Source organism: Pseudomonas sp. LBUM1671, assembly GCF_059695685.1.
The window spans coordinates 5,398,418-5,422,238 of sequence record NZ_CP166782.1 but is presented as its reverse complement, the minus strand read 5'-3'; the positions used below and the strand labels follow the sequence as shown (position 1 = coordinate 5,422,238).

General features: G+C 58.8%; 24 protein-coding genes. 14 read left to right on the top strand and 10 right to left on the bottom strand.

Features of this window, described 5'->3' with window-relative positions:
• Positions 1–83: 83 nt before the first annotated feature.
• Positions 84–512, top strand: coding sequence for a DUF4160 domain-containing protein (locus ACA060_RS25075; RefSeq protein ID WP_094470524.1), 429 nt, complete (start codon positions 84–86; stop codon positions 510–512).
• Positions 509–955: a DUF2442 domain-containing protein gene (locus tag ACA060_RS25070; protein ID WP_497313842.1), complete on the top strand. Its 447-nt coding sequence runs from the start codon at positions 509–511 to the stop codon at positions 953–955. The genes ACA060_RS25075 and ACA060_RS25070 overlap by 4 nt, the downstream gene beginning before the upstream one ends.
• Before the next feature lie 54 nt (positions 956–1,009).
• Here the strand turns inward: ACA060_RS25070 and trmA are convergent, their stop codons facing one another.
• Both trmA and ACA060_RS25060 read right to left on the bottom strand, forming a co-directional pair.
• Positions 1,010–2,089 (bottom strand): tRNA (uridine(54)-C5)-methyltransferase TrmA, encoded by a 1,080-nt coding sequence (gene trmA / locus ACA060_RS25065; RefSeq protein ID WP_109635033.1) that lies wholly within the window; start codon positions 2,087–2,089, stop codon positions 1,010–1,012.
• On the bottom strand, positions 2,086–3,381 hold the full coding sequence (locus ACA060_RS25060; RefSeq protein WP_109635031.1) for an NCS2 family permease: 1,296 nt from the start codon (positions 3,379–3,381) through the stop codon (positions 2,086–2,088). Before ACA060_RS25060 ends, trmA begins: the two co-directional genes overlap by 4 nt.
• Before the next feature lie 214 nt (positions 3,382–3,595).
• Between ACA060_RS25060 and ACA060_RS25055 the strand changes: the two genes are divergently transcribed.
• Complete coding sequence (locus ACA060_RS25055) at positions 3,596–4,054, top strand: DUF4879 domain-containing protein (RefSeq protein ID WP_109635030.1); 459 nt, start codon at positions 3,596–3,598, stop codon at positions 4,052–4,054.
• A 67-nt stretch (positions 4,055–4,121) separates the two neighbouring features.
• Positions 4,122–4,673, top strand: a complete 552-nt coding sequence (locus ACA060_RS25050; protein ID WP_497313839.1) for a DJ-1 family glyoxalase III — start codon at positions 4,122–4,124, stop codon at positions 4,671–4,673.
• 6 nt (positions 4,674–4,679) lie between these two features.
• On the opposite strand, the gene ACA060_RS25045 is transcribed toward ACA060_RS25050, so the two are convergent.
• Positions 4,680–5,918 (bottom strand): MFS transporter, encoded by a 1,239-nt coding sequence (locus tag ACA060_RS25045; protein WP_497313837.1) that lies wholly within the window; start codon positions 5,916–5,918, stop codon positions 4,680–4,682.
• A 485-nt stretch (positions 5,919–6,403) separates the two neighbouring features.
• Between ACA060_RS25045 and ACA060_RS25040 the strand changes: the two genes are divergently transcribed.
• From ACA060_RS25040 to ACA060_RS25030, 3 genes are read left to right on the top strand one after another with little or no spacing between them, the layout of a single operon-like run.
• Complete coding sequence (locus tag ACA060_RS25040) at positions 6,404–7,843, top strand: cytochrome ubiquinol oxidase subunit I (protein ID WP_109635020.1); 1,440 nt, start codon at positions 6,404–6,406, stop codon at positions 7,841–7,843.
• A 3-nt stretch (positions 7,844–7,846) separates the two neighbouring features.
• Complete coding sequence (gene cydB / locus ACA060_RS25035) at positions 7,847–8,854, top strand: cytochrome d ubiquinol oxidase subunit II (protein WP_109635019.1); 1,008 nt, start codon at positions 7,847–7,849, stop codon at positions 8,852–8,854.
• A 57-nt stretch (positions 8,855–8,911) separates the two neighbouring features.
• Entirely contained in the window at positions 8,912–9,079 is a 168-nt protein-coding gene (locus ACA060_RS25030; protein WP_109636226.1) for a DUF2474 domain-containing protein, read from the top strand.
• A 78-nt stretch (positions 9,080–9,157) separates the two neighbouring features.
• Here the strand turns inward: ACA060_RS25030 and ACA060_RS25025 are convergent, their stop codons facing one another.
• Together ACA060_RS25025 and ACA060_RS25020 are read right to left on the bottom strand one after the other, a co-directional pair.
• On the bottom strand, positions 9,158–10,282 hold the full coding sequence (locus ACA060_RS25025; protein ID WP_497313834.1) for a methyltransferase: 1,125 nt from the start codon (positions 10,280–10,282) through the stop codon (positions 9,158–9,160).
• Positions 10,283–10,473: 191 nt separating this feature from the next.
• Complete coding sequence (locus ACA060_RS25020; protein ID WP_109635016.1) at positions 10,474–11,181, bottom strand: LuxR family transcriptional regulator; 708 nt, start codon at positions 11,179–11,181, stop codon at positions 10,474–10,476.
• A gap of 337 nt (positions 11,182–11,518) precedes the next feature.
• Between ACA060_RS25020 and ACA060_RS25015 the strand changes: the two genes are divergently transcribed.
• Positions 11,519–12,295, top strand: a complete 777-nt coding sequence (locus tag ACA060_RS25015; protein WP_497313832.1) for a ferredoxin--NADP reductase — start codon at positions 11,519–11,521, stop codon at positions 12,293–12,295.
• A 47-nt stretch (positions 12,296–12,342) separates the two neighbouring features.
• On the opposite strand, the gene mscL is transcribed toward ACA060_RS25015, so the two are convergent.
• Positions 12,343–12,756, bottom strand: a complete 414-nt coding sequence (gene mscL / locus ACA060_RS25010; RefSeq protein ID WP_010467482.1) for a large-conductance mechanosensitive channel protein MscL — start codon at positions 12,754–12,756, stop codon at positions 12,343–12,345.
• A gap of 285 nt (positions 12,757–13,041) precedes the next feature.
• On the opposite strand from mscL, the gene katB reads away from it, so the two are divergent.
• The 3 genes from katB to radA are packed head-to-tail and all read left to right on the top strand — an operon-like array spanning position 13,042 to position 16,598.
• Positions 13,042–14,583: a catalase KatB gene (katB, locus tag ACA060_RS25005; protein WP_497313830.1), complete on the top strand. Its 1,542-nt coding sequence runs from the start codon at positions 13,042–13,044 to the stop codon at positions 14,581–14,583.
• A 59-nt stretch (positions 14,584–14,642) separates the two neighbouring features.
• Complete coding sequence (locus tag ACA060_RS25000; RefSeq protein ID WP_497313828.1) at positions 14,643–15,185, top strand: ankyrin repeat domain-containing protein; 543 nt, start codon at positions 14,643–14,645, stop codon at positions 15,183–15,185.
• A gap of 45 nt (positions 15,186–15,230) precedes the next feature.
• Complete coding sequence (radA, locus tag ACA060_RS24995; protein ID WP_109635008.1) at positions 15,231–16,598, top strand: DNA repair protein RadA; 1,368 nt, start codon at positions 15,231–15,233, stop codon at positions 16,596–16,598.
• A 128-nt stretch (positions 16,599–16,726) separates the two neighbouring features.
• Here the strand turns inward: radA and ACA060_RS24990 are convergent, their stop codons facing one another.
• Positions 16,727–17,095 (bottom strand): PilZ domain-containing protein, encoded by a 369-nt coding sequence (locus tag ACA060_RS24990; RefSeq protein WP_497313826.1) that lies wholly within the window; start codon positions 17,093–17,095, stop codon positions 16,727–16,729.
• A gap of 158 nt (positions 17,096–17,253) precedes the next feature.
• On the opposite strand from ACA060_RS24990, the gene ACA060_RS24985 reads away from it, so the two are divergent.
• From ACA060_RS24985 to yjiA, 3 genes are all read left to right on the top strand, one after another.
• Entirely contained in the window at positions 17,254–19,320 is a 2,067-nt protein-coding gene (locus tag ACA060_RS24985) for a carbon starvation CstA family protein (RefSeq protein WP_497313824.1), read from the top strand.
• Between the two features lie 14 nt (positions 19,321–19,334).
• On the top strand, positions 19,335–19,532 hold the full coding sequence (locus ACA060_RS24980; RefSeq protein ID WP_008154232.1) for a YbdD/YjiX family protein: 198 nt from the start codon (positions 19,335–19,337) through the stop codon (positions 19,530–19,532).
• 163 nt (positions 19,533–19,695) lie between these two features.
• Positions 19,696–20,664, top strand: coding sequence for a GTPase (yjiA, locus tag ACA060_RS24975; RefSeq protein WP_497313822.1), 969 nt, complete (start codon positions 19,696–19,698; stop codon positions 20,662–20,664).
• Positions 20,665–20,767: 103 nt separating this feature from the next.
• On the opposite strand, the gene ACA060_RS24970 is transcribed toward yjiA, so the two are convergent.
• The 3 genes from ACA060_RS24970 to ACA060_RS24960 all read right to left on the bottom strand — a co-directional run bounded on the left by ACA060_RS24970 (position 20,768) and on the right by ACA060_RS24960 (position 23,568).
• Entirely contained in the window at positions 20,768–21,457 is a 690-nt protein-coding gene (locus tag ACA060_RS24970; protein WP_497313820.1) for a GntR family transcriptional regulator, read from the bottom strand.
• A 25-nt stretch (positions 21,458–21,482) separates the two neighbouring features.
• Positions 21,483–22,187 carry a FadR/GntR family transcriptional regulator gene (locus ACA060_RS24965; RefSeq protein ID WP_109634999.1) on the bottom strand — a complete coding sequence of 235 codons (705 nt, stop codon included), beginning with the start codon at positions 22,185–22,187 and terminating at the stop codon, positions 21,483–21,485.
• A 67-nt stretch (positions 22,188–22,254) separates the two neighbouring features.
• Positions 22,255–23,568, bottom strand: coding sequence for a C4-dicarboxylate transporter DctA (locus ACA060_RS24960; protein ID WP_109634997.1), 1,314 nt, complete (start codon positions 23,566–23,568; stop codon positions 22,255–22,257).
• Positions 23,569–23,821 lie beyond the last annotated feature (253 nt).

Genomic DNA, 23,821 nt, shown 5'->3' with positions numbered 1-23,821 from the left:
AGGCAATTTGGCGCAGAGCCAATTGTCGGATTTTCCAGGGAGTGTCGAGTCTGTGGACTCATTAACCTAACGGATGGGTTAGCATGCGATTATTCAGCTACAAAGGATTTTCAATGGTGATCATGCTGCGCGATGAACACTGTCCGCCGCACGCGCATGTAGACGCCGGAAGCTGGAGTGCACGCTTCAAATTCTGCTTTTGGCACAACAGTGTCGAGCTGTGGGATGTGGTTCCTCATTCAAACCGGCCACCTGTGGCAGTGCTGGAAGGGTTGCGGCACGCACTTGGACAGCCCGCCCACCTGCGACGCGCCCGGGCCATCTGGTGGGACAAGCTACAAACGGTCTGTCTCGATCATCAGAAATGGGACTGGCAGACCAGCGAAGTCGTGGTGGTAAAAAGGATTGCGAGTACGACCTGGATGATTGGCTCGGCTTGCTATGAACCCGAGACGAACAAGACCCTGCTGGCGCTGATCGGTGTTCCGGAGGGGGTGGAGATCCAACTATGAAAACGATACAGGCAGGAATGCTGGCCGATCGGCCCGTCACCGAGGCAGTGCTGGATGAAGCCATCCAGCGCGGGCAAGTGCGCCAAAAAAGCGGATTGCAGGCGATTTCGGTGAGGTTTATGGAACCTTGTCTGGCGGTCAGCTTTACTGATGGCAGTGGCGTGCTGCTGCCTGTGCAGCACTACCCGGAATTTGATGATTTCGACATCGAGGATTTCGTAGATCTGAAAGTCGGCTTTTCCGGAACCGCCCTGTGCCATGTTGGCAAGGATCTGCACGTGTCCATCGCCGGGATGATTTCGGCGAGCAAGCCTTTGATGGACATGGCAGCCTCGGTCATCGCCTCGCGCAATGGTCGCCAAAGCAGCGCCGCCAAAGCCGAGGCTGCGCGGGCTAATGGCCGTAAAGGCGGGCGTCCGCGCAAGGCAGAGGTCACCGAATGAGCACCCACAAAAAAGCCGTCGTACAGACGGCTGTTTTGTAGGGGAGGGCTGCAATTAACGACGCGTCAGCAACACCCCGGATTCCATGTGATGTGTCCACGGAAACTGGTCGAACATCGCGCACTGGGTGATGCGATGGGTGTCGTGCAACTGGGCGATGTTGGCTGCCAGGGTTTCCGGGTTGCAGGAGATGTAGAGGATGTTGTCGAAGCGCCGGGTCAGCTCGCAGGTGTCCGGGTCCATGCCGGCGCGAGGCGGATCGACGAAGACGCTACCGAACTCGTAGCTCTTCAGGTCGATGCCGTGCAGGCGACGGAACGGACGAACTTCGTTCAAGGCTTCGGTCAGCTCTTCCGCGGATAAACGCACCAGGGTGACGTTATCCACAGCGTTTTCGCTGAGGTTGCTCAGTGCGGCGTTGACCGACGTCTTGCTGATTTCGGTGGCGAGCACTTTGCGTACGCGGGTCGCCAGCGGCAGGGTGAAGTTGCCATTGCCGCAATACAGCTCCAGCAAGTCGTCCGGGCGATCGCCGAGGGCGTCGTAAGCCCAGTTGAGCATCTTCTGGTTCACGGTGCCGTTGGGCTGGGTGAAGGCGCCTTCAGGCTGGCGATAGCTGAACGTGCGACCACCGACGTCCAGTTTCTCGACCACGTAATCCTGGCCAATCACTTCGCGTTTGCCTTTCGAGCGACCGATAACACTGACGTTCAGGTCGGCGGCCAGTTTTGTCGCCGCCGCGTGCCAGTGTTCGTCCAGCGGGCGGTGATAGCAGAGCGTGATCATCGCATCGCCGGCCAGGGTGGTGAGGAACTCCACCTGAAACAGCTTGTGGCTCAGCGCCGCACTGGCCTTCCACGCCGCCTTGAGCTGCGGCATTAATTCATTGATGCGCAGGCTGGCGATCGGGAACTCTTCGATCAGGATCGGCGTGCGTTTGTCTTCCTGGGAAAACATCGCGTAATGCCGATCGCCGCCTTCGCGCCACAGGCGGAACTCGGCACGCAGGCGGAAATTTTTCAGCGGCGAGTCAAACACCGCAGGTTCCGGTGCATCGAACGGGGCCAGCAGGTCGCGCAGGCGCGTGACCTTTTCTTCGAGCTGGACGGCGTAAGCCTGGGAATCAAAAGTCATGCGTTGAACCAACCCAACTTGATCACGAACAGAATCGAAAGAATCACCAGCGCCGGGTTCAGTTCACGGCCGCGGCCGGACAGCAACTTGATCGCGGTCCAGGAGATGAAACCGAAGGCGATGCCGTTGGCGATGGAATACGTGAATGGCATGGCCAGCGTAGTGACCACGACCGGTGCGGCAACGGTGATGTCGTCCCAGTCTATTTCGGCCAGGCCGGATGTCATCAACACCGCGACGAACAGCAGCGCCGGGGCGGTGGCGAATGCCGGAACGCTGGCGGCCAATGGCGAGAAGAACAGCGCCAGCAGGAACAGAATCGCCACCACGACGGCGGTCAGGCCGGTGCGGCCACCGGCACTCACGCCGGCGGCGGATTCGATGTAGCTGGTGGTGGTCGATGTACCGAGCAATGAACCGGCCATGGCCGCGGTACTGTCGGCGATCAGGGCGCGGCCCATTTTCGGCATGTGGCCGTCCTTGCCCATCAGGCCGGCACGCTTGGCGACGCCGATCAGTGTGCCGGAGTTGTCGAACAGGTCGACGAACAGGAAAGCGAAAATCACGCTGACCAGACCGATGTCCAGCGCACCCTTGATGTCCAGTTGCAGGAAGGTCGGCGCCAAGGACGGTGGCATCGACATCACGCCGCCAAACGGCGTGAAGCCCAATGCGATGGACGCGATAGTCACGACCAGAATGCCGATCAGCACCGCACCGCGTATGGCCAGCGCTTCGAGGGCGACGATCAGGGCAAAACCGAGGGTCGCGAGAATCGGTGCCGGCTGCTTGAGGTCACCGAGGCCGACCATGGTCGCCGGGTTGCTGACCACGATGCCGGCGTTATGCAGGGCGATCAGTGCCAGGAACAGGCCGATACCGGCCGCGATGGCCGAGCGCAGCGGCAGCGGGATGCTGTTGATGATCCATTCGCGGATGCGGAAGATCGACAGCAGGAAAAACAGCACCGCCGAGATGAACACCGCCCCCAGCGCCACTTGCCAGGTGTGGCCCATGTGCAGGACCACGGTGTAGGTGAAGAAGGCGTTCAGGCCCATGCCCGGCGCAAGCGCGATCGGGTAGTTGGCGATCAGGCCCATGGTCGTCGAGCCGATGGCGGCTGCCAGACAGGTCGCGACAAACACCGCGCCCTTGTCCATGCCGGTCTCGCCGAGGATGCTCGGGTTGACGAACAGAATGTAGGCCATGGCCAAGAAGGTCGTGACGCCCGCCAGAATCTCGGTCCGCACGTTGGTGTTGTGTGCCTTGAGTTGAAACAGCCTTTCCAGCATGTCTGCTCCCCGTGGCGCGCCCGGCGCCGTGAATGTATCGACCTCAACAGCAAAGCACAGACCGTTGAAGGCGCCTGGTAATTTTCTGCGGGTCGGAAAAAGCCGCGCATCATACCAGCAGCGTGGGGCTGTGGCTGCTTATGGCTGCGATCGTCGCCGATGTTTTGCGCTAAAGCGAAGTGCGCCATACTGCGCGCTGGTTCTGGGGGGCGATATGTATTGCATTAAAAAGTGTGGGGTTGCGGTGATTGGCGTCGCGATGGCGTTGTGGCTGGGGGCGCAAACGGCCTCGGCGGCGATGGCGTCTGCGTTGACTCAGGTGAAAGTGATCAAGGTCGAATCGCAGGGCTGTGGTCTTGAAAATATTGTCGAGAAACAGGAGCAGACGAGCTGCGACCACAGTGGTCCAAGCATCAAGGTCTACGTTCTGGAGATTGGCTACGGTAGCCTTAGTCCGCACGTTGCGCTGGATGGTTTTGAAGTGGACGGCAACCGGACGTCGGTGTGTGCCTATCAAACCGGCAACCTGAAGGAGTGCGCGCCCGGAGAAAAAACCGTCGGCAATCTGTATATCTTCAATCTTGCAGGCAAGCAGGACGGCATCTTTACCTTCAGCAACACCTCCATCAACGCGCCCCGCAACACGATGTCGACACAGCTTTACATCAAGTAACGGCAGCGCTCGAACAAGGGCCAGGAAAGCTGACTACGCTTTAAAGATCATTCTGTGGACCGCGCCCATGACCTTTAGAGCTTTGATTACCCTCGCCGAGGGCATCGACGACCTGCAAACCGTCACCCTGATCGATGTACTGCGCCGCGCCAAGGTTGAAGTGGTGGTGGCAAGCATTGAGGGGCGACGCATGATCACTTGTGCTCGCGGTACCCGCCTGACCGCCGATGCGATGCTGGTGGATTTGCTGGCTCAGCCGTTCGACCTTCTCGTATTGCCTGGAGGAGAGGTGGGTTCACAGCACCTCGCCGCGCATCAGCCCCTGCAACAGTTGATCAAGGACCAGGCCGCCGCCGGGCGTCTGTTCGCCGGCATCGGTGAATCCCCCGCGCTGGCCTTGCAAGCCTTCGGCGTCTTGCGACAGCGGCGCATGACCTGCCTGCCATCGGCCAGCCATCAACTGTCGGGTTGTAATTTTATTGACCAGCCCGTGGTGGTCGACGGCAACTGCATCACCGCGCAGGGATCGGGTGCGGCCCTGCAGTTTGCCCTGACGCTGGTGGAGCAACTCTGCGGTAAAGCCACGCGAGCTGCCGTGGCGGGGGAGTTGGTTGTTTAGAAGGACTCAGACCTTCACTTCTTCCACCGGTACATGCATGCGGTCGCGGTTGGCCAGGGTCGGGAACAGTTTGATCCACGCCCCGGTCACCACCAATGTGCCAATACCGCCCATGACCACCGCCGGCACGGTGCCGAACCAATGGGCGGTGAGGCCGGATTCAAACTCGCCCAGCTGGTTCGACGCGCCGATAAACAGACCGTTGACGGCGCTGACCCTGCCGCGCATTTCGTCCGGGGTTTCCAATTGCACGAAGGAGGCGCGGATCACCATGCTGATCATGTCCGCCGCGCCCAACACCACCAGCACGGCCAGGGAAAACCAGAACGAAGTCGAGAGGCCAAACGCGATGGTCGCGACGCCGAACACACCGACGGCGGTGAACATCACCCGCCCGACTTTGCGCTCCACGGCAAATCGCGCCAGGTACAGCGACATCAACAGCGCACCGACTGCCGGGGCGGAACGCAACAGGCCCAAGCCCCATGGGCCGGTCAACAGGATGTCCTTGGCGAACACCGGCAGCAACGCTGTCGCACCGCCGAGCAATACCGCGAACAGATCCAGGGAGATCGCCCCGAGAATGTCCGGGCGGCTGCGAATGAAGCGGATGCCCGCGAGCAACGAGTCCAGGGTCGCTTTGCCCTTGTTCAGCGGCGTTTGTCGGGCGGGCAGATTGAGCATCAACAGGCAGGCAATGATGTAGAGGATCACCGTCGGGCCATACACCCAGACACTACCGAAGGCATAGAGCAAACCGCCCAGGGCCGGGGCGACGATGGTGGCCGATTGCTGGGCCGACTGCGCGGCGGCGACTGCGCGGGGAAACAGCGCGCTGGGCACGATGCTCGGTAGCAAGGCCTGGGTGGTCGGCATCTCGAAAGAGCGCGCAGCACCCAGCAGGAACGCGAGGATGAAGATCATTTCCCGGGTGACATGGTCGGTCGCGCTGCCAATGGCCAGTGAAAGAGCGATCAACGCCTGCAGGGACTGACAGATCGCCGCAACCTTGCGCCGGTCATAGCGGTCCGCGACATGTCCGGTATGCAGCATGAACAGCACCCGCGGGGCAAATTCCACCAGCCCCACCAAGCCCAGGTCCAGCACATTGCCGGTCAGTTGATACAGATTCCAGCCGATAGCCACGGTGAGCATCTGAAAACCACTGGCGGTAAACACCCGAGCCAGCCAGAACGCGATAAAAGGGCGGTGATGACGTAGCAGCAAGGGCGCGTGGCTGGGCATCTGAGGGCGGTTCTTGAGCGAGGGGAGGGTCGAGATTATCACCATCCTGTAACCAGAAGTTGCAGGATGGTTAAATTTAGTTAGCTAGACACCGATCTCCAAAAACACAGAAATCCCCTGTGGGAGCGGGCTTGCTCGCGAAGGCGTCGACACATTCACCATAAAGGTGCCAGACAGATCGCTTTCGCGAGCAAGCCCGCTCCCACAGGGAATGTGTTTCAGTTCATGAGCACAGAGATGAGGCAACCTGTCACGCGTCAAAAGACCACACCGTCCATCGTCAAAAATCGGACTACTCTTTCAACCATTGCTTGATCCAGATCAAGACCCTTGTGGAAATGATCCGGCGGCCAGATGGCCAGACTCCCTACGTTGTGATGTTTGTAAAAAAAGAACGAATGCTAATTCGCCACACTCCATATCCGTGGGGGCAGTGGGTGCAGGCCGCAAGCCTTCAGCCGGTATTACCTGACAGAGGAAGACTTATGTTCGGTTTGGAGGCGCTTGATCTCGCCCGAATTCAGTTCGCGTTCACCATCTCATTCCACATCCTGTTCCCGGCCATCACCATTGGCCTGGCGAGTTACCTGGCGGTGCTCGAAGGTCTGTGGTTGAAGACGAACAACGACACTTACCGCGATCTTTACCATTTCTGGTCGAAGATCTTTGCCGTCAACTTCGGCATGGGCGTGGTGTCCGGGTTGGTCATGGCCTATCAGTTCGGCACCAACTGGAGCCGCTTCTCGGATTTCGCCGGTTCCGTGACAGGGCCGTTGCTGACGTACGAGGTACTGACAGCGTTCTTCCTTGAGGCCGGTTTCCTTGGCGTCATGCTGTTCGGCTGGAACAAGGTCGGGCGCAACCTGCACTTCTTCGCCACGGTTATGGTCGCCATCGGCACGCTGATCTCGACCTTCTGGATTCTTGCTTCAAACAGCTGGATGCAGACCCCGCAAGGTTTCGAAATCATCAATGGCCAGGTCATTCCCACCGACTGGTTCGCCGTGATCTTCAACCCGTCATTCCCCTACCGCCTGATGCACATGGCCACGGCCGCGTTCGTCGCCACCGCTTTCTTCGTCGGCTCCTCGGCGGCCTGGCATTTGCTGCGCGGCAAGGACAATCCGGCGATCCGCACCATGCTCTCGATGGCGATGTGGATGGCCTTGATCGTGGCGCCGATCCAGGCCGTCATCGGTGACTTCCACGGGCTCAACACACTCAAGCACCAGCCGGCAAAAATCGCCGCGATCGAAGGTCACTGGGAAAATCATGGCGATGAGCCAACCCCGCTGATCCTGTTCGGTTGGCCGGACATGAAAGAAGAACGGACCAAATTCGCGGTGGAAATTCCGTACCTTGGCAGCCTGATCCTCACGCACTCCCTGGACAAGCAAGTGCCGGCGCTCAAGGACTTCCCGCCTGAAGACCGGCCGAATTCGACTATCGTGTTCTGGTCGTTCCGGATCATGGTGGGGCTGGGCATGCTGATGATCTTCACCGGACTGTGGAGCCTGTGGCTGCGCAAGAGCGACAAGCTGTACACCTCGCGACCGTTCCTCTATCTGGCGTTGTGGATGGGGCCATCCGGCCTGATCGCGATCCTCGCCGGTTGGTTCACCACTGAAATCGGCCGTCAGCCGTGGGTGGTCTACGGCCTGATGCGCACGGCAGATGCGTCCTCCAATCACAGCTTCTTGCAGATGAGCATCACGCTGATCCTGTTCGTGGTGGTGTATTTCGCGCTGTTCGGTGCCGGTCTGGGCTACATGATGCGCCTGGTGCGCAAAGGGCCGAAGATCGACGAAGGCAAGGAAACGCCCGAAGGTGGTCCAGGCAAGAAACGCACGCCGGCTCGTCCGCTGTCCGCCGCCGACGATGACGCCGACGCTGATAGCAGCCCCAGCCTGACCAAGGAGATTTGAGTCATGGGTATTGATCTTCCGCTGATCTGGGCCGTGATCATCATCTTCGGCATCATGATGTACGTGGTCATGGATGGCTTCGACCTGGGGATCGGGATTCTCTTCCCGTTCATCCCGGGCAAGACCGACCGTGACGTGATGATGAACACCGTCGCTCCCGTCTGGGACGGCAACGAAACCTGGCTGGTACTGGGCGGCGCGGCCTTGTTCGGCGCGTTCCCGCTGGCCTATTCGGTGGTGCTCTCGGCGCTGTACCTGCCGCTGATTTTCATGCTGATCGGGCTGATTTTCCGTGGCGTGGCCTTCGAGTTCCGCTTCAAGGCCAAGGACGACAAGCGTCACCTGTGGGACAAGGCGTTTATCGGTGGATCGATTGCTGCAACCTTCTTTCAGGGGGTGGCGCTGGGCGCATTCATCGATGGGCTGCCGGTGGTCAATCGCCAGTTTGCCGGTGGTTCACTGGACTGGCTGACACCGTTCACCCTGTTCTGCGGCCTCGCGTTGGTGGTGGCTTATGCGCTGCTGGGTTGCACCTGGCTGATTATGAAGACCGAAGGCAAGTTGCAGGAGCAGATGCACGATCTGGCACGGCCATTGGCATTCGTGGTGTTGGCGGTGATCGGTATCGTCAGTATCTGGACCCCGCTGACTCACGCTGAAATCGCCGCTCGCTGGTTCACGCTGCCGAATCTTTTCTGGTTCCTGCCGGTGCCGATTCTGGTGTTGGTGACCATGTACGGTCTGATTCGCGCGGTGGCCCGCAATGCGAATTACACGCCGTTCCTGCTGACCCTTGTGCTGATCTTCCTTGGCTACAGCGGTCTGGGCATCAGCCTGTGGCCCAACATCGTGCCGCCGTCGATCTCGATCTGGGACGCCGCTGCACCGCCGCAAAGCCAGGGCTTCATGCTGGTCGGTACGCTGTTTATCATCCCGTTCATCCTGGGTTATACCTTCTGGAGCTACTACGTGTTCCGCGGCAAGGTGACCCACGAAGACGGTTATCACTAGCGCACACGACAACGGCGCAGGGCCGATTCCTGCGCCGTTTCAGAGGAGGTCACGATGATGGCTGGCAAACATTCCCTTGAGGAAATCAAGGAAGCAGAGAAAAAACCGCTTTGGCAGCGGCTCGGTTGGTTGGCCTTGATCTGGGTCGGTAGCGTGGGGGCCTTGTTTATCGTGGCCAGCCTGATGCGCATGTTCATGAACGCCGCAGGTCTGTCCACGCACTGAGACACTCGACATTCCCATCCCGTTGCCTTGCGGCACGGATTCAAACCCTCCTGTCACGGAGGGTTTTTTTACCTGCGATTACTTGCGGGCTTTGAGAATGACGAATTTCGGCGTAGCCGCTACTTGTTCAACACCGCGGAACAGCCGTGCGAGCTTGCTGTGGTAACCCAGGTGACGGTTGCCGACGATGTACAGCGCACCGCCAACCACCAGGGCTTCGCGCGCCTGCTGGAACATCCGCCAGGCGAGAAAGTCGCCAACGACCTGTTGCTGGTGAAACGGCGGATTGCACAGCACCACGTCCAGCGATTGCGGCTCTTGCCCGGCCAGGCCGTCGTCCGCACGCACGATCACCTCACGGTCACCCAGCGCAGCGCGCCAGTTTTCGCTGGCCGATTGCACCGCCATGAACGACTCGTCCACCAGCGTGTACCGGGCCTCAGGGTTTTGCAGAGCGCTGGCGATTGCCAGTACGCCATTTCCACAACCAAGGTCGGCGACTCGCGCTGTGCCGAGGTTGTTGGGCAAATGTGGGAGAAAGGCTCGCGTACCGATGTCCAGCCCTTCGCGGCAGAACACATTGGCGTGGTTCAGCAGCTCGATCGCCGGTGTGTCGAGTTGATAGCGTGAAGGGTAGGGGGACACGGCCGGGGATTTGGTTTCAGGTGTTGCGATCAGCAGCCGGGCTTTCTTCACTGCCAATGAGGCTTGTACCGGGCCGATGTAGCGCTCCAGCAGATCACCCGCCGCGCGAGGCAGATGCTTGACCATGGCTGCTGCAATCACCTGGGCGCCCGGGGCCAAGTGGTTTTGCAGGCGAATCAGTTGCTCTTCCAGCAAGGCCAGGGTTTTCGGCACGCGGATCAACACACGGTCGAACGGGCCTGTAAATTTTTCGTTGGCCGGTACGATGGGTACGGTGTCGAAGGCCCGGCCATTGCGGATCAGGTTCTTTTCCAGGCCTTGGAAAGCCAGGAACGAGTCGCCGCTGCTGGTCACGAATACTTTTCCTGCCAGGCTCGCGGCCAATGCGCCGAAGCTATCGTTGAGCACCAGCACTCGGGTGTCCGCGGCCGGTTGCTGCTCGGACAGATGATTGAGCAGGTATTCGTCTGCTGCATCGAAAGCTTGCAGCGGTTCGTTCTGTTGTTCTGGCTGACGGATCAGATCGAGTTGGGCGAAGGGCGTTTCGAGCAGGGGCATGAGGCTGGGGGCTCTGGGTAGTCAACAGGTGTGGTGTCCCGCTGCCTGAAGCGTTGTAGCGGGCGGGGCCGTCCGAGTGGACTACGACGTGATGTTTCACTCGTCATCACTCTGGAGGAGCCGCAAATGGTACGTTTTTTTCTTTCGGAATACTCGCGGGTTTTTCCCCTTCGTTTATTCGGACGTACTGCTCAGATCATGCAGGCCCTGGCTGCCGCGATGACCGCCGCGATCTTGTTGTTGACGCCCAGTTTCTGAATCGCATTGTGTATGTGGAAATTTACGGTGCGTTCAGAGAGGTACAGGATCCTGGATATTTCGTATGCCGTCTTTCCGTCGGCTGACAGCTTCAATATCTCGAGTTCGCGTGTCGACAAAACAGGGCACGAATGGGGTATGCGCGAAGGCAGATTTTGAGCGACAAGTCCATGCAGTTGTTGGCTGATAAACATCGCATAGCCCAGGTTTTCATATAGCTCATAGGGCGTGATGGGGCTGTCGCTTCTGGCCAGGCTCAACATGCTGCAGAGCCCTTTGTCGTCGTGAAACGATTGTGACCAGCCATGCTGCAAACCCAGTTTTTTTTGTGCTTGCCACAGTCCTGGTGCTTTCGAGTAGATCTTCTCTTCCCATAGAATTGGCAGCGTTGAACGTTTGCAATGAGCCAGTATCGGATCTTCATCGCTGAAATGACTTTGTGCATATTTCACGTTCCACTCGCTTGGGTAATTGTTGAGATTTACCCTCTCGAAGTGCGGTCCTCGCGAATGTGAGGTTATTGAAAAGGCACAGAATTTAAAGCCAAGATCTTGAACGAGATTAAGTGACATCCCGTATGCAGACTCAACATTCCGTGCGTTCGATATCTGCCTTAATTGTGAATCCTTCCACATTTCCATCGGTTGAACTCCATGTGGGTTTCTCAGGGGGTGCACATTGGATCCGAAATCCAGCACGCTCCGAGTGTAGGACCATTCCTACACATACGCTGCAATTTTTTTGCTCTTGAAAAGTCCGGAAAATACATAACTGGTTCTTAGCCCGCAAAGGCGAAGTTATATGGGGTTCATCCTTCAACCATTACAATTTAGTTATGTAGTTACTGGTTAGTAGTCATTTTAAAATGCGGAGAGTGCAGGCGAAATAATGGCCTTTTATCTAAAGCCACTACAAATCACCGGTGTTTCCAGCGCTCGCTTTGCGGGACACTGGGTCATCTGTTGAATGGAGCACCTCATGACTGCCAGTGCAGAAAAATTCACTCGCCAGACCCTGACTGATGTTCAGCCATTGACCCCCAACCTATTCACGTTGCGGGCCACCAGAGACCCTGGCTTTCGTTTTCGGGCGGGGCAATTCGCCCGGCTGGGCGTGACGAAAGCCGACGGCAGCACCGTGTGGCGCGCCTATTCAATGGTCTCTTCGCCCTATGACGAATTCCTTGAGTTCTTTTCCATTGTCGTGCCGGGCGGTGAGTTCACCAGTGAACTGAGTCGACTGGAGGTCGGCGATACGCTGCTGGTCGACCGTCAGGCTTTCGGTTACCTGACGCTGGATCGTTTCGTCGATGGTCGTGATCTCTGGCTGTTATCCACAGGCACTGGCGTGTCGCCGTTTCTGTCGATCCTGCAGGACTTCGAGGTGTGGGAGAAATTTGAGCGGATCATCCTCGTCTACAGCGTACGTGAGGCCCGCGAGCTGGCTTATCAGGAGCTGATCGCAGGGCTGACGCAACGCGACTATCTGGCGGAATACGCGCACAAGTTGCAGTTCATTGCGACCGTCACGCGTGAACAGCACCCCGGCGCCCTGAACGGGCGAATCACCACGCTAATCGAAAATGGCGAACTGGAGCGTGTGGCAGGCGTAGAGCTTACGCCCGAGCACTCGCGGGTCATGCTCTGCGGCAATCCACAGATGATCGATGACACACGCAAGCTGCTCAAACAGCGCGACATGCACCTGAGCCTCAGTCGACGACCCGGCCAGGTGGCGGTGGAAAACTTCTGGTAAAAAAAACGGCGCCCTGCAGGCGCCGTTTTTCTGCATGCAACCAGCCTTCAGGGCTGATTGTTCTGGGCTTTGAGCAGGTCACGGATCTCGCTCAACAGCTCTTCTTCCTTGGTTGGAACCGGCGGCAAGGTTGGCGCGACGGCCTCTTCGCGTTTCAGACGGTTGATGGCTTTGACGCCCATGAAGATAGCAAAAGCGACGATGATGAAGTCGATCAGGCTCTGGATGAACTTGCCGTAAGCCAGCACCACCGCCGGGATATCGCCGTTGGCTGCCTTGAGGGTAACGGCCAGGTCACTGAAGTCCACCCCACCGATCAAGAGGCCGATTGGCGGCATTACCACGTCGCCGACAAACGATGAAACGATCTTGCCGAATGCAGCGCCAATGATGATACCGACGGCCATGTCGACCACATTACCTTTGACCGCGAAGGCCTTGAACTCACTTATCACGCCCATAGGTTATTTCCTTGTTACAGATGAGGTTGGTGAACGCAGTGTAAATCAGCAAATCCGCTCATGCTCGAAACGCCTTCTTACAATGCCCGTGTTTATCGACACATTTGCAGGCATTTAGTTTTCAAAGTGCCACCAATCGCGCGGGAACTACGCGCTAACAAGCTGATTGGCCACACAATTTTCTGAATCATCGCATTGCGTTCTTTCTATTTATGTTCTGCGGCCAGGGCCTCTAGCCTCTGGGTAGCGCACTTGGAGTGCGCCTTGAAAACAGAGGAACCTGATATGACTTCGACCATTGGCCTCGGGGCTTTTCCCCATCGGCGTACCCTTGGCGTGTTAACCGCCAGCCTGCTGTCCTTCTCCGTCCACGCTGCGACCCTGACCCGCGATAACGGTGCTGCCGTCGGCGACAACCAGAATTCGCAAACCGCCGGTGCCAACGGCCCGGTGCTGCTTCAGGACGTGCAGTTGATCCAGAAACTCCAACGCTTTGACCGCGAACGAATTCCCGAGCGCGTCGTGCATGCCCGCGGCACCGGAGCCCACGGCACCTTCACGGTAACGGACGACCTGAGTGACCTGACCAAAGCCAAGGTGTTCTCTGGCGGTCAAAGCACCCCGGTGTTTGTGCGTTTCTCGGCGGTCGTCCATGGCAACCATTCGCCAGAAACCCTGCGTGATCCCCGTGGCTTTGCTACCAAGTTCTACACGGCGGACGGCAACTGGGACCTGGTCGGCAACAATTTCCCGACCTTTTTCATTCGTGATGCCATCAAATTCCCGGACATGGTCCACGCCTTCAAGCCGGACCCGCGTACCAACCTGGACGATGATGCCCGCCGCTTCGATTTCTTCTCTCATGTGCCAGAGGCCACTCGCACCCTGACGGAGTTATATTCCAATGCCGGTACACCGGCCAGTTATCGGGAAATGGACGGTAACGGTGTTCATGCTTACAAGTTGGTGAATGCCAAGGGTGAAGTTCACTACGTGAAGTTTCACTGGAAAAGTCTGCAGGGGATTAATAACCTCGATCCAAAAGCAGTTACCAATGTTCAAGGTCAAGACTACAGTCATATGACTAATGATTTGGTGTCTCATATTAACAAGGGTAAGTTTCCGAAATGGGACTTGTACGTCCAGGTATTAAATCCTCAAGATTTGTACAAGTTTGATTTCGATCCATTGGACGCCACCAAAATCTGGCCCGGAGTTCCTGAGCGAAAAGTTGGACAAATGGTGTTGAACCGTAACCCGGCAAATGTCTTCCAGGAAACGGAACAAGTTGCCATGGCACCGGCCAATCTTGTTCCAGGTATCGAGCCTTCCGAAGATCGCTTATTACAGGGGCGGGTGTTCTCTTATGCCGATACTCAACTGTATCGCCTGGGCGCCAATGCACTGCAATTGCCGATCAATGCACCCAAGATCGCCGTGAACAACGGTAACCAGGATGGCGCGATGAACATCGGCCACAGCAGCAGCGGTGTGAATTATCAGCCGAGCCGTTTGCTGCCGCGTGACGAGCCGCAAACTGCGCGTTACAGCCAGTCGACCCTGTCGGGCAGCACGCAGCAAGCGAAAATCCAGCGAGAGCAGAACTTCAAGCAGGCCGGGGATCTGTACCGCTCGTTCAGCAAGAAAGAACGCAAGGACTTGATCGAGAGCTTCGGCGGCTCACTGGCCACCACCGATGACGAGAGCAAGCACATCATCCTGTCCTTCCTTTATAAGGCCGACCCGGAATACGGGAGCGGCGTGACCAAGGTGGCCAAGGGGGATCTGAGCCGGGTCAAGGCACTGGCGGCCAAGCTGGCCGACTGATCGCGTTTGCCTGAAAGCGGGGCCTCTTGAGGAGGTCCCGTCAGACCAAGGAGCTTGCCATGCGTTTTTGTCTATCGCTGTTTCTGGCGTGCGTGTCGTTCAGCGTCTTCGCAGGGCCGGCCGAAGATCCCGCCGCGCTGAAGGTTCAACTGCAGGATTACTACTTTGATGCCGCCCGCCGTGGCGATGTACCGATGCTCGAGACCTTCATCGAGGCCGGGTACTCCCTCGATACTCGCGACAGCAAGGGTTACACCGCGCTGATACTTGCCGCCTATCACGGCCAGACCGGCGCCGTGGACCGTTTGCTCGCGGCCGGGGCCGACGCCTGCGCGCAGGATCAACGCGGCAACACCGCCCTGATGGGCGCAATTTTCAAGGGCGAAATCCAGATCGCCAAAACCCTGTTGGCCGCTCATTGCAGTCCCGACCAACGTAACGGCGCCGGCCAGACCGCCGCGATGTACGCCGGCCTGTTCAAACGGGTCGAATTGCTGGATGAGCTCAAGGCCAAGGGCGCCGACCTTAATGCTGAAGATCCGTTGGGCAACAGCGCCGCGCGTCTGGCCAAGGGTGAAATCCGCACAGCGGCGCCGCGCTGATCCGCGTCAGCTGAGCTATCATCGCGGTTTTTGCCGGGAGTTCAGATGGCCAAGGCCAAGCGCATGTACGGCTGCACCGAGTGCGGCTCAACCTTCCCCAAGTGGGCCGGCCAGTGCGGCGAGTGTGGGGCCTGGAACACGCTGACCGAAACCATGGTCGAGAGCGGCGGCGCCGCGCCACCCAGCGGTCGCACCGGCTGGACCGGCCAACAGGCACAGATCAAGACCCTGGCCGAAGTCAGCGTCGAAGAGATTCCGCGCTTCTCCACCGCCTCCAGTGAGCTTGATCGGGTGTTGGGCGGCGGGTTGGTGGATGGTTCGGTGGTGCTGATCGGTGGTGACCCTGGCATCGGCAAGTCGACCATTTTGCTGCAGACCTTGTGCAACCTCGCCAAAGTCATGCCGGCGCTGTACGTCACCGGCGAAGAATCCCAGCAGCAAGTGGCCATGCGCGCCCGCCGTCTCGGTTTGCCTCAGGACCAGTTGCGGGTGATGACTGAAACCTGCATCGAAACCATCATTGCCACCGCCCGGGTCGAAAAACCCAAGGTCATGGTGATCGACTCGATCCAGACGATCTTCACCGAACAGCTGCAATCGGCGCCGGGCGGCGTGTCGCAGGTCCGGGAAAGTGCGGCGTTGCTGGTGCGTTATGCCAAGCAGAGCGGCACCGCGATTTTCCTCGTCGGCCACGTGACAAAAGAAGGCGCCTTGGCCGGACCGCGCGTGCTGGAGCACATGGTCGATACGGTGCTGTATTTCGAAGGCGAATCCGATGGGCGCTTGCGATTGCTGCGTGCGGTGAAAAACCGTTTCGGTGCCGTCAACGAACTGGGCGTGTTCGGCATGACCGACAAGGGCCTGAAAGAAGTCTCCAACCCGTCAGCGATTTTTCTCACCCGTGCCCAGGAAGAAGTCCCGGGCAGTGTGGTCATGGCGACGTGGGAAGGGACGCGGCCGATGCTGGTGGAAGTCCAGGCGCTGGTGGATGACAGCCATCTGGCGAACCCGCGCCGGGTCACGCTGGGGCTGGATCAGAATCGCCTGGCGATGTTGCTGGCGGTGCTGCACCGTCACGGCGGGATTCCGACTCACGACCAGGACGTGTTCCTCAACGTGGTCGGCGGGGTGAAGGTGCTGGAAACGGCCTCCGACCTGGCGTTGATGGCGGCGGTCATGTCCAGTTTGCGCAACCGCCCGCTGCCGCATGATTTACTGGTGTTTGGCGAGGTTGGGCTGTCGGGCGAAGTACGCCCGGTGCCGAGTGGCCAGGAACGCCTGAAGGAAGCGGCCAAGCACGGCTTCAAACGCGCCATCGTGCCCAAGGGCAATGCGCCCAAGGAAGCGCCGCCGGGGTTGCAGATTATTGCCGTGACCCGCCTGGAACAGGCCCTCGACGCATTGTTCGAATAATTTCCAGGTAGAACACAGCCCCCTGTGCGAGCCTGCTTGGCGATAGCGGACTATCAGTCAACATCATCGTTGAATGCTAAACCGCTATCGCGAGCAGGCTCGCTCCCACATTGGATCAGTGTTGGGCTTCAGATTTCGATCAAAGCGCCCAATTCGCGCTCCAGTTCCTTGGGATCGCCCAGATTGAATTCGATCAACCGCCGCAGGCGTTCAATCGATTCCAGGCTGATGTGCTTGCATTCAAACCCAAGCTGGCCATGGTCATCGTGGGTCAACATCACATCCATCTTGATCTCGACGTCCTCGGTCAGATGAATATCGACCAGGAAATGCCAGTCTGGATTACCCAGCCACGGCTCGGGCTTCTCGATCAGCAGCCCCTTGAGTGACAGGTCAATCAGCTTCACCGGCCAGATGAATTCCCCCTGGCTCAATTCGGTTTTGGCATCGAACGCAATTCGTTTGAAGCGGCGGCGATCGGCAGGGTGTTCGCTCATGACGCAATCCTCTGAATGTCCGCTGACTATAGACCCGCCTTGTTAAAGCTTGCCAGCAAAGTGATGGCTCTCGACCTATGTCGGGTATGGCCTTTGCCGTCAGGCGAGCTAAACTCGGGGTGGCTGTCTTTCTTGTCCACTCTGGCTGGAATCATAAAATGAAAAATAATAATAGCCTGCTACGCCATCTACCCTGGCTGCTGCTGGCAATCGTAGGGGCGTGCGCCCTTGGTGTCGTGGCATTGCGCCGAGGTGAGGCGATCAACGCCTTGTGGATTGTGGTCGCGGCCGTGGCCATTTATCTGGTTGCCTACCGCTACTACAGTCTGTTCATTGCCAACAATGTGATGCAACTCGACCCGCGACGGGCCACTCCCGCCGTGCTCAACAATGACGGTCTGGACTACGTCCCTACCAACAAACACATCCTCTTCGGTCACCACTTCGCCGCCATCGCTGGCGCGGGGCCGCTGGTCGGTCCGGTATTGGCTGCACAGATGGGCTACCTGCCCGGTACGCTGTGGCTGATTGCCGGTGTGGTGCTGGCCGGTGCGGTTCAGGACTTCATGGTCCTGTTCATGTCCACCCGCCGCAACGGCCGTTCCCTGGGCGACATGGTCCGTGAAGAAATGGGCCGTATCCCCGGGACCATTGCGCTGTTCGGCTGCTTCCTGATCATGATCATCATCCTCGCGGTGCTGGCGCTGATCGTCGTGAAAGCCCTGGCCGAAAGCCCATGGGGGATTTTCACGGTAATGGCGACCATCCCGATCGCGATGTTCATGGGCATTTACATGCGCTACATCCGCCCGGGCCGCATTGGTGAAATCTCCGTGGTCGGCGTGTTGCTGCTGCTCGGTTCGATCTGGCTGGGCGGGCAGATTGCCGCTGATCCGGTCTGGGCCAAAGCCTTTACCTTTAGTGGCGTGCAGATTACCTGGATGCTGGTCGGTTACGGTTTCGTGGCCGCCTCGCTGCCGGTCTGGCTTATTCTGGCGCCGCGTGACTACCTGTCGACCTTCCTGAAAATCGGCACCATCGTGGCGCTGGCGATCGGCATTCTGGTCACTATGCCCGAGCTGAAAATGCCGGCATTGACCCAGTTCGTCGACGGCACCGGCCCTGTGTGGAAGGGCGGTCTGTTCCCGTTCCTGTTCATCACCATTGCTTGTGGCGCGGTCTCCGGTTTCCATGCGCTGATCTCCTCCGGCACCACGCCAAAACTGCTGGATAACGAAGTCAACGCCCGTTACATCGGTTACGGCGCCATGCTGATGGAATCCTTCGTGGCCATCATGGCGATGGTCGCTGCTTCGGTGATCGAGCCAGGCGTGTACTTCGCCATGAACAGCCCGGCGGCAGTCGTCGGTGGTGATGTGGTGGCCGTGGCTCAAACCGTCAGCAGCTGGGGCTTTGCAATTACCCCCGAAGCGCTGCAAGCAGTGGCCAAGGACATCGGTGAAACCACTATCCTGGCCCGTGCCGGCGGTGCGCCGACCCTGGCGGTCGGTATTGCGCAGATCCTGCACAGTGTCCTGCCGGGTGAAAACACCATGGCGTTCTGGTACCACTTCGCGATCCTGTTCGAAGCGCTGTTCATCCTGACCGCCGTCGACGCCGGCACCCGTGCCGGACGTTTCATGCTCCAGGACTTGCTCGGCTCCTTCGTGCCGGCGCTGAAACGCACCGAATCCTGGACCGCCAACCTGATCGCAACTGCCGGTTGCGTGGCGATGTGGGGCTGGTTGCTGTACCAGGGCGTGATTGATCCACTGGGCGGCATCAACACCTTGTGGCCATTGTTCGGTATCTCCAACCAGATGCTGGCCGGTATCGCACTGATGCTCGGCACCGTCGTGCTGATCAAAATGAAACGCCAACGCTATGTCTGGGTAACCATGCTGCCAGCGGTCTGGCTTCTGGTCTGCACCACCACCGCGGGCTTCATCAAGCTGTTCGACGCCAACCCGGCGATCGGCTTCCTGTCGCTGGCGAAAAAATACAGCGATGCGCTGGCCAACGGTCAGATCCTCGCCCCGGCCAAGGACATCACTCAAATGCAGCACGTGATTTTCAACGCTTATACCAACGCAACGCTCACCGCGCTGTTCCTGTTCGTGGTCTTCAGCATCCTGTTCTATGCGCTCAAGGTCGGTATTTCCGCCTGGGGCAGCAAAGAGCGTACGGATAAAGAAGCACCGTTCCAGGTGCTGCCGGATGCGTAATCGAGGAATGCACGATGTTCAATGACCTGAGTCGCCTCGGTAAATACCTCGGTCAGGCCGCGCGCCTGATGGTCGGCATGCCCGACTACGACAACTACGTCGAGCATATGCAAACCAAACACCCGGACAAACCGGTGATGACTTACGAGATGTTCTTCAGGGAACGTCAGGAAGCGCGTTACGGTGGCAAGGGTGGGCCGAAGTGCTGTTGACCCGGTTGTCGGGTTAACAGCAATCCCTGTGGGAGCTAGCCTGCTAGCGATGGCGGCTGAACATTCAACATCACTGTTGATTGACAGTCCGCTATCGCTAGCAGGCTAGCTCCCACATTTGTTTTTGTGTTGCTTTCTAATTTTGTGAAACAGGAGACTCCCGTTGTCCTCTCCCATCCCAGTCACGATCCTCAGCGGCTTCCTCGGTGCCGGCAAAACCACGCTGCTGCGCCACCTGCTCAAAGCCGAACACGGCCTGAAAATCGCCGTGATCGAGAACGAATTCAGCGACGCCGGTATTGACACCCAGCTGTTGGGCGACGAACCCGTGCAAGTGATGACGCTGTCCAACGGCTGCGTCTGCTGCACCATCCACACCGACCTGACCAAAGCCCTGTACCTGTTGCTCGAACGCCTGGACAGCGGCGAAATCGCCTTTGATCGCCTAGTGATCGAATGCACCGGCCTGGCCGATCCTGCACCGGTCGCACAAACCTTTTTTATCGATGAAGAGCTGCGCGAGCGCTACATTCTCGACGGCATCATCACCCTGGTGGACGCGGCGCATGCCGACACTCACCTGACCCAGACCATCGCCCAGGCACAGATCGGTTTTGCCGACCGCTTGCTGATCAGCAAGCGCGATCTGGTGGACGAAGCGACGTTTACCGCGCTGAGCGAGCGCCTGACCCGCATCAACCGTCGCGCGCCGATTCGCGTGGTCGAACACGGCAAGATCGACCTGGCCGAACTGCTCGACGTACGCGGTTTCAACCTGAATGCCGACCTCGGCGGTATCAGCCTGCGCCCGGTGGGCAAGGCGCCGTCCGTCGACCGGATTTCCAGCCTGGTGCTGCGCACGGACAAGCCGCTGGATATCGACAAGCTCAGCGAGTTCATGAACGAACTGCTGGAAGACCATGGCAAGCAATTGCTGCGCTACAAAGGTGTGTTGAATATGGTTGGTGAACCGCGGCGGATGGTGTTTCAAGGGGTCCTGAAGTTGTACGGTTTCGACTGGGACACCGAATGGGCGGACGGCGAGGCGCGGGAAAGCGTGATTGTGTTTATTGCCGATGATTTGCCGGAAGAGAAGATTCGGGAAGGGTTTGCGCGGGTGGCTGCGGACTAAAATAAAAGATTTTCAGTGAATCTTATGCCGTCATCGCGAGCAGGCTCGCTCCCACAGGGGAATGCATTCCAAATGTGGGAGCGAGCCTGCTCGCGATAGCGATCTAACCGGCAACACGATTCAGGCTGGATCTTGATCCTGAGTTCAGCAGTGTTTCCTCAAGGTGGTCCAGATGCTGGCTTAGCAGCGTTTCGGCCATGACTGAATCGCCACGCTCCACTGCTTCCAGAACTCCTTGATGTAACTGCCACCCGCAATCACCCTCTACCTGCGCATCAAACTGCGCAATCGCCAACGAAGTCAGCGGCACCAGACTGCCGAGAAAATGCGCCAACGGGGCATTCCCTGCCATTTGCGCCAACTGCAAATGAAACTCCCCCGACAACCGAATCGCCGGGCCACGCGCCGTACAGCTGCGTTCGCTATCAATCAGGGCACACAGGCGATTCAAGTCTTGCGCACGGGGTTGCCGGCAAGCCAGTCGCACCAACGTCATCTCGGTCAGCCGCCGGGCATGCAACGTCTGGCGGGTCTGCTCGACATCAAGCGTGGCAACGCGAGGCCGGTGGTTCGGGCGAAGGACGATGATCTGCTGATGGGACAGGTGCGTCAGCACGCCACGAATATCACTGCGTCGAGCGCTGAACATCTGCGCCAGGCTTTCTTCGGTAAAGCGGCTGGACGCAGTGAGGCGCTGTTCGAGAATGGCGTCGAAGAGCCGCGAGTAGAGATCGTCCGCTCGCGCTGGAAAGGGCAGGGCAGTGAGTGTCTGCGGTGAAGCGAAGCTGTTCATGGCCTGTCTCCAGTTCGAAGAAGTTTTAGCTGCCGAGGTTGTCGTCCGGAATATTCAGTTCGATGCCCATCCGCTGGCCTTCCCGAAGGATGTGCCGACGCATCTCGGCGCTGGCCTGGGCGCTGTTTTTGCTGCGGATCGCCCGCACCACGGCTTCGTTCTCTTCGAGACGTTCTGCCAGATGCTCCGGCGAATTGCGCAGCACCTCGGCGCTTTGCTTGAGGGCGTTGCTGGTTTGCTGCACCACGCTCTGGAAGATCGGGTTCGAGGTCAGGGTGAACAGCTCCTCGTGGAACGCGATATAGGCGTTGACCCCGGCCTCGCTGTCGTTGGCCTCCAGCGCTTCGCGCATGTCCATCAGGGTCAGGCGCAACTGCCCGACTTCCTTGCTGCTGATCGATTGCGCGACCAGGCCGACGATGAACGGCTCAAGCGTGTAGCGCAGTTGCAGCACATCTTCCAGGCTCGCGCCGGCCACCGCGCTGTCGTGGCTTTGGCTGTCGCTGAGGTGGGCGTCCAGCACCACCACGCCTTTGCCAGGCATCGAGCGCACCAGGCCAAGGGTTTCCAGCACGATCACTGCTTCGCGCAGGCTCGGGCGGCTGATGCCCAGTTGTTCGGCCAGTTCCCGTTGCCCCGGCAACATTTCGCCGGAGCGCCACTGACCACGGGCCAACGCGGCCCGGAGTTTTTCTACGACTGAGTTCACAACGGTCGACGAGGTAATCACTGTTCGCTCCATGAGCATCCAAAACGGTTGAAGACCGTGCCCGCCCGCAGGCAGGCACGGCGTTTATTCAGAATTCCTGCTGATGCGCCGGGGCCACTGGTTTTCTCGGCTGGAAGGTATAACCCACCTGGCCGGAAAGCACTTTGTTCGCCCGTTGAATATCGATGTCCTTCTCCCAGCGGGCGATGGCCACGGTAGCGACGCAGTTGCCGATCAGGTTGGTCAGCGCCCGGCCGATGCCCATGAACCAGTCCACGGCCAGCACCAATACCAGGCCGACCACCGGAATCGCCGGGATTGCCGTGAGTGTCGCCGCCAGAATCACCAGCGCCGAGCCGGGAATCCCGTGGGCCCCTTTTGAGGTAATCAACGACACCAGCAGAATCGTCAGCAGGTCGGTCATGGCCAGCGGCGTGCCGGTGGCGTTGGCGATGAAGACGATGGCGAGGGTCAGGTAGATCGAGAAGCCGTCGAGGTTGAATGAATAACCCGTAGGAATCACCAACCCGACCGTCGAACTGCCGATGCCCAGATGCTCAAGCTTGCGCATGATTTGTGGCAGCACGGCGTCGGAAGAAGCGGTGCCCATGACGATCAGCAGTTCTTCGCGCAGGTACTTGAGCAACGGCCACATCTTCAGGCCCGAAAGGCGCATCACCAGGCCGAGAATCAAGGTTACGAACGCCACACAGGTCAGGTAAAACAGGCCAACCAGGCTGCCCAGGTGCTGCAGCGAATCCAGGCCATATTTGCTGGTGGTGAAAGCAATGGCGCCGAACACGCCGATCGGCGCCAGACGCACGATCATGCCCATGATGCGGAAGATCACGTGGCTGAGCTCGTTGATCAAACGCGAAATGCCGGAAGCCGCTTCGCCCACCAGGTTCAGCGCACTGCCGAACAGCACTGAAAACAGCAGCACTTGCAGGATGTTGTTCTCCGCGAAGGCGCCGATGACCGAGGTCGGGATCAGGTTCATCAGGAACTGCGAGGTGGTTTGCATGTGCTGACCGCGCTGGGCGATATCGCCCATGTCGGCGGCGGAGAGCTGTTCCAGATGAATGTTCGCGCCGCTGCCGATGCCGGTGGTGAAAGCGAACACCAGACCAATCACCAGGGCGATGGTGGTGAGGATTTCGAAGTAGATCACCGATTTCAGGCCGATGCGTCCGACCTTCTTCAGGTCGCCGGCACCGCTGATGCCGCTGACCACCACGCAAAACACGATCAGACCGATGAGCATCTTGATCAGTTTGATGAAGCCATCGCCGAGCGGTTTGAGCTGGGCGGAGTATTCAGGAAGGGTCAGCCCGCAGACGATGCCGAGCACCAGTCCGAGAACCACTTGGAGGAAGATTGAACGCGAGCACCATCTGAGCATGGGAGGAATCCTGGTCGGTGTCCTGGCTGCCGTGCGCTTGGGTGGCCGCATCAGATTCAGGACTTAATTATTGTGGTCTTACCGGTATGTCCAGTGCAGGCGCAGTCTAGGCGCTGTTTTTGGGTGATCGCAAGCGGAAATTATGGAATTGGCATGACCGGTCTTACCAGTTGAGCGCAATAGCCCGACCTTGAGCCTTTTCACCTTTTGAAAAAAATGCGGACGAAAAAAAACCGGCCATCACGTGGCCGGT

What these genes read in the sequence shown, in the direction of transcription:
- ACA060_RS25040 (WP_109635020.1), top strand. Translation starts at nt 6,404, where the DNA reads ATGTTCGGTTTGGAGGCGCTTGATCTCGCCCGAATTCAGTTCGCGTTC.
- ACA060_RS25000 (WP_497313828.1), top strand. Translation starts at nt 14,643, where the DNA reads ATGCGTTTTTGTCTATCGCTGTTTCTGGCGTGCGTGTCGTTCAGCGTC.
- ACA060_RS24985 (WP_497313824.1), top strand. Translation starts at nt 17,254, where the DNA reads ATGAAAAATAATAATAGCCTGCTACGCCATCTACCCTGGCTGCTGCTG.
- ACA060_RS24960 (WP_109634997.1), bottom strand. Translation starts at nt 23,568, where the DNA reads ATGCTCAGATGGTGCTCGCGTTCAATCTTCCTCCAAGTGGTTCTCGGA.
- ACA060_RS24970 (WP_497313820.1), bottom strand. Translation starts at nt 21,457, where the DNA reads ATGAACAGCTTCGCTTCACCGCAGACACTCACTGCCCTGCCCTTTCCA.
- ACA060_RS25030 (WP_109636226.1), top strand. Translation starts at nt 8,912, where the DNA reads ATGGCTGGCAAACATTCCCTTGAGGAAATCAAGGAAGCAGAGAAAAAA.
- trmA (WP_109635033.1), bottom strand. Translation starts at nt 2,089, where the DNA reads ATGACTTTTGATTCCCAGGCTTACGCCGTCCAGCTCGAAGAAAAGGTC.
- ACA060_RS25070 (WP_497313842.1), top strand. Translation starts at nt 509, where the DNA reads ATGAAAACGATACAGGCAGGAATGCTGGCCGATCGGCCCGTCACCGAG.
- ACA060_RS24980 (WP_008154232.1), top strand. Translation starts at nt 19,335, where the DNA reads ATGTTCAATGACCTGAGTCGCCTCGGTAAATACCTCGGTCAGGCCGCG.
- radA (WP_109635008.1), top strand. Translation starts at nt 15,231, where the DNA reads ATGGCCAAGGCCAAGCGCATGTACGGCTGCACCGAGTGCGGCTCAACC.
- ACA060_RS25050 (WP_497313839.1), top strand. Translation starts at nt 4,122, where the DNA reads ATGACCTTTAGAGCTTTGATTACCCTCGCCGAGGGCATCGACGACCTG.
- ACA060_RS25045 (WP_497313837.1), bottom strand. Translation starts at nt 5,918, where the DNA reads ATGCCCAGCCACGCGCCCTTGCTGCTACGTCATCACCGCCCTTTTATC.
- ACA060_RS25060 (WP_109635031.1), bottom strand. Translation starts at nt 3,381, where the DNA reads ATGCTGGAAAGGCTGTTTCAACTCAAGGCACACAACACCAACGTGCGG.
- ACA060_RS25015 (WP_497313832.1), top strand. Translation starts at nt 11,519, where the DNA reads ATGACTGCCAGTGCAGAAAAATTCACTCGCCAGACCCTGACTGATGTT.
- mscL (WP_010467482.1), bottom strand. Translation starts at nt 12,756, where the DNA reads ATGGGCGTGATAAGTGAGTTCAAGGCCTTCGCGGTCAAAGGTAATGTG.
- ACA060_RS25055 (WP_109635030.1), top strand. Translation starts at nt 3,596, where the DNA reads ATGTATTGCATTAAAAAGTGTGGGGTTGCGGTGATTGGCGTCGCGATG.
- ACA060_RS25025 (WP_497313834.1), bottom strand. Translation starts at nt 10,282, where the DNA reads ATGCCCCTGCTCGAAACGCCCTTCGCCCAACTCGATCTGATCCGTCAG.
- ACA060_RS25020 (WP_109635016.1), bottom strand. Translation starts at nt 11,181, where the DNA reads ATGGAAATGTGGAAGGATTCACAATTAAGGCAGATATCGAACGCACGG.
- katB (WP_497313830.1), top strand. Translation starts at nt 13,042, where the DNA reads ATGACTTCGACCATTGGCCTCGGGGCTTTTCCCCATCGGCGTACCCTT.
- cydB (WP_109635019.1), top strand. Translation starts at nt 7,847, where the DNA reads ATGGGTATTGATCTTCCGCTGATCTGGGCCGTGATCATCATCTTCGGC.
- ACA060_RS25075 (WP_094470524.1), top strand. Translation starts at nt 84, where the DNA reads ATGCGATTATTCAGCTACAAAGGATTTTCAATGGTGATCATGCTGCGC.
- ACA060_RS24990 (WP_497313826.1), bottom strand. Translation starts at nt 17,095, where the DNA reads ATGAGCGAACACCCTGCCGATCGCCGCCGCTTCAAACGAATTGCGTTC.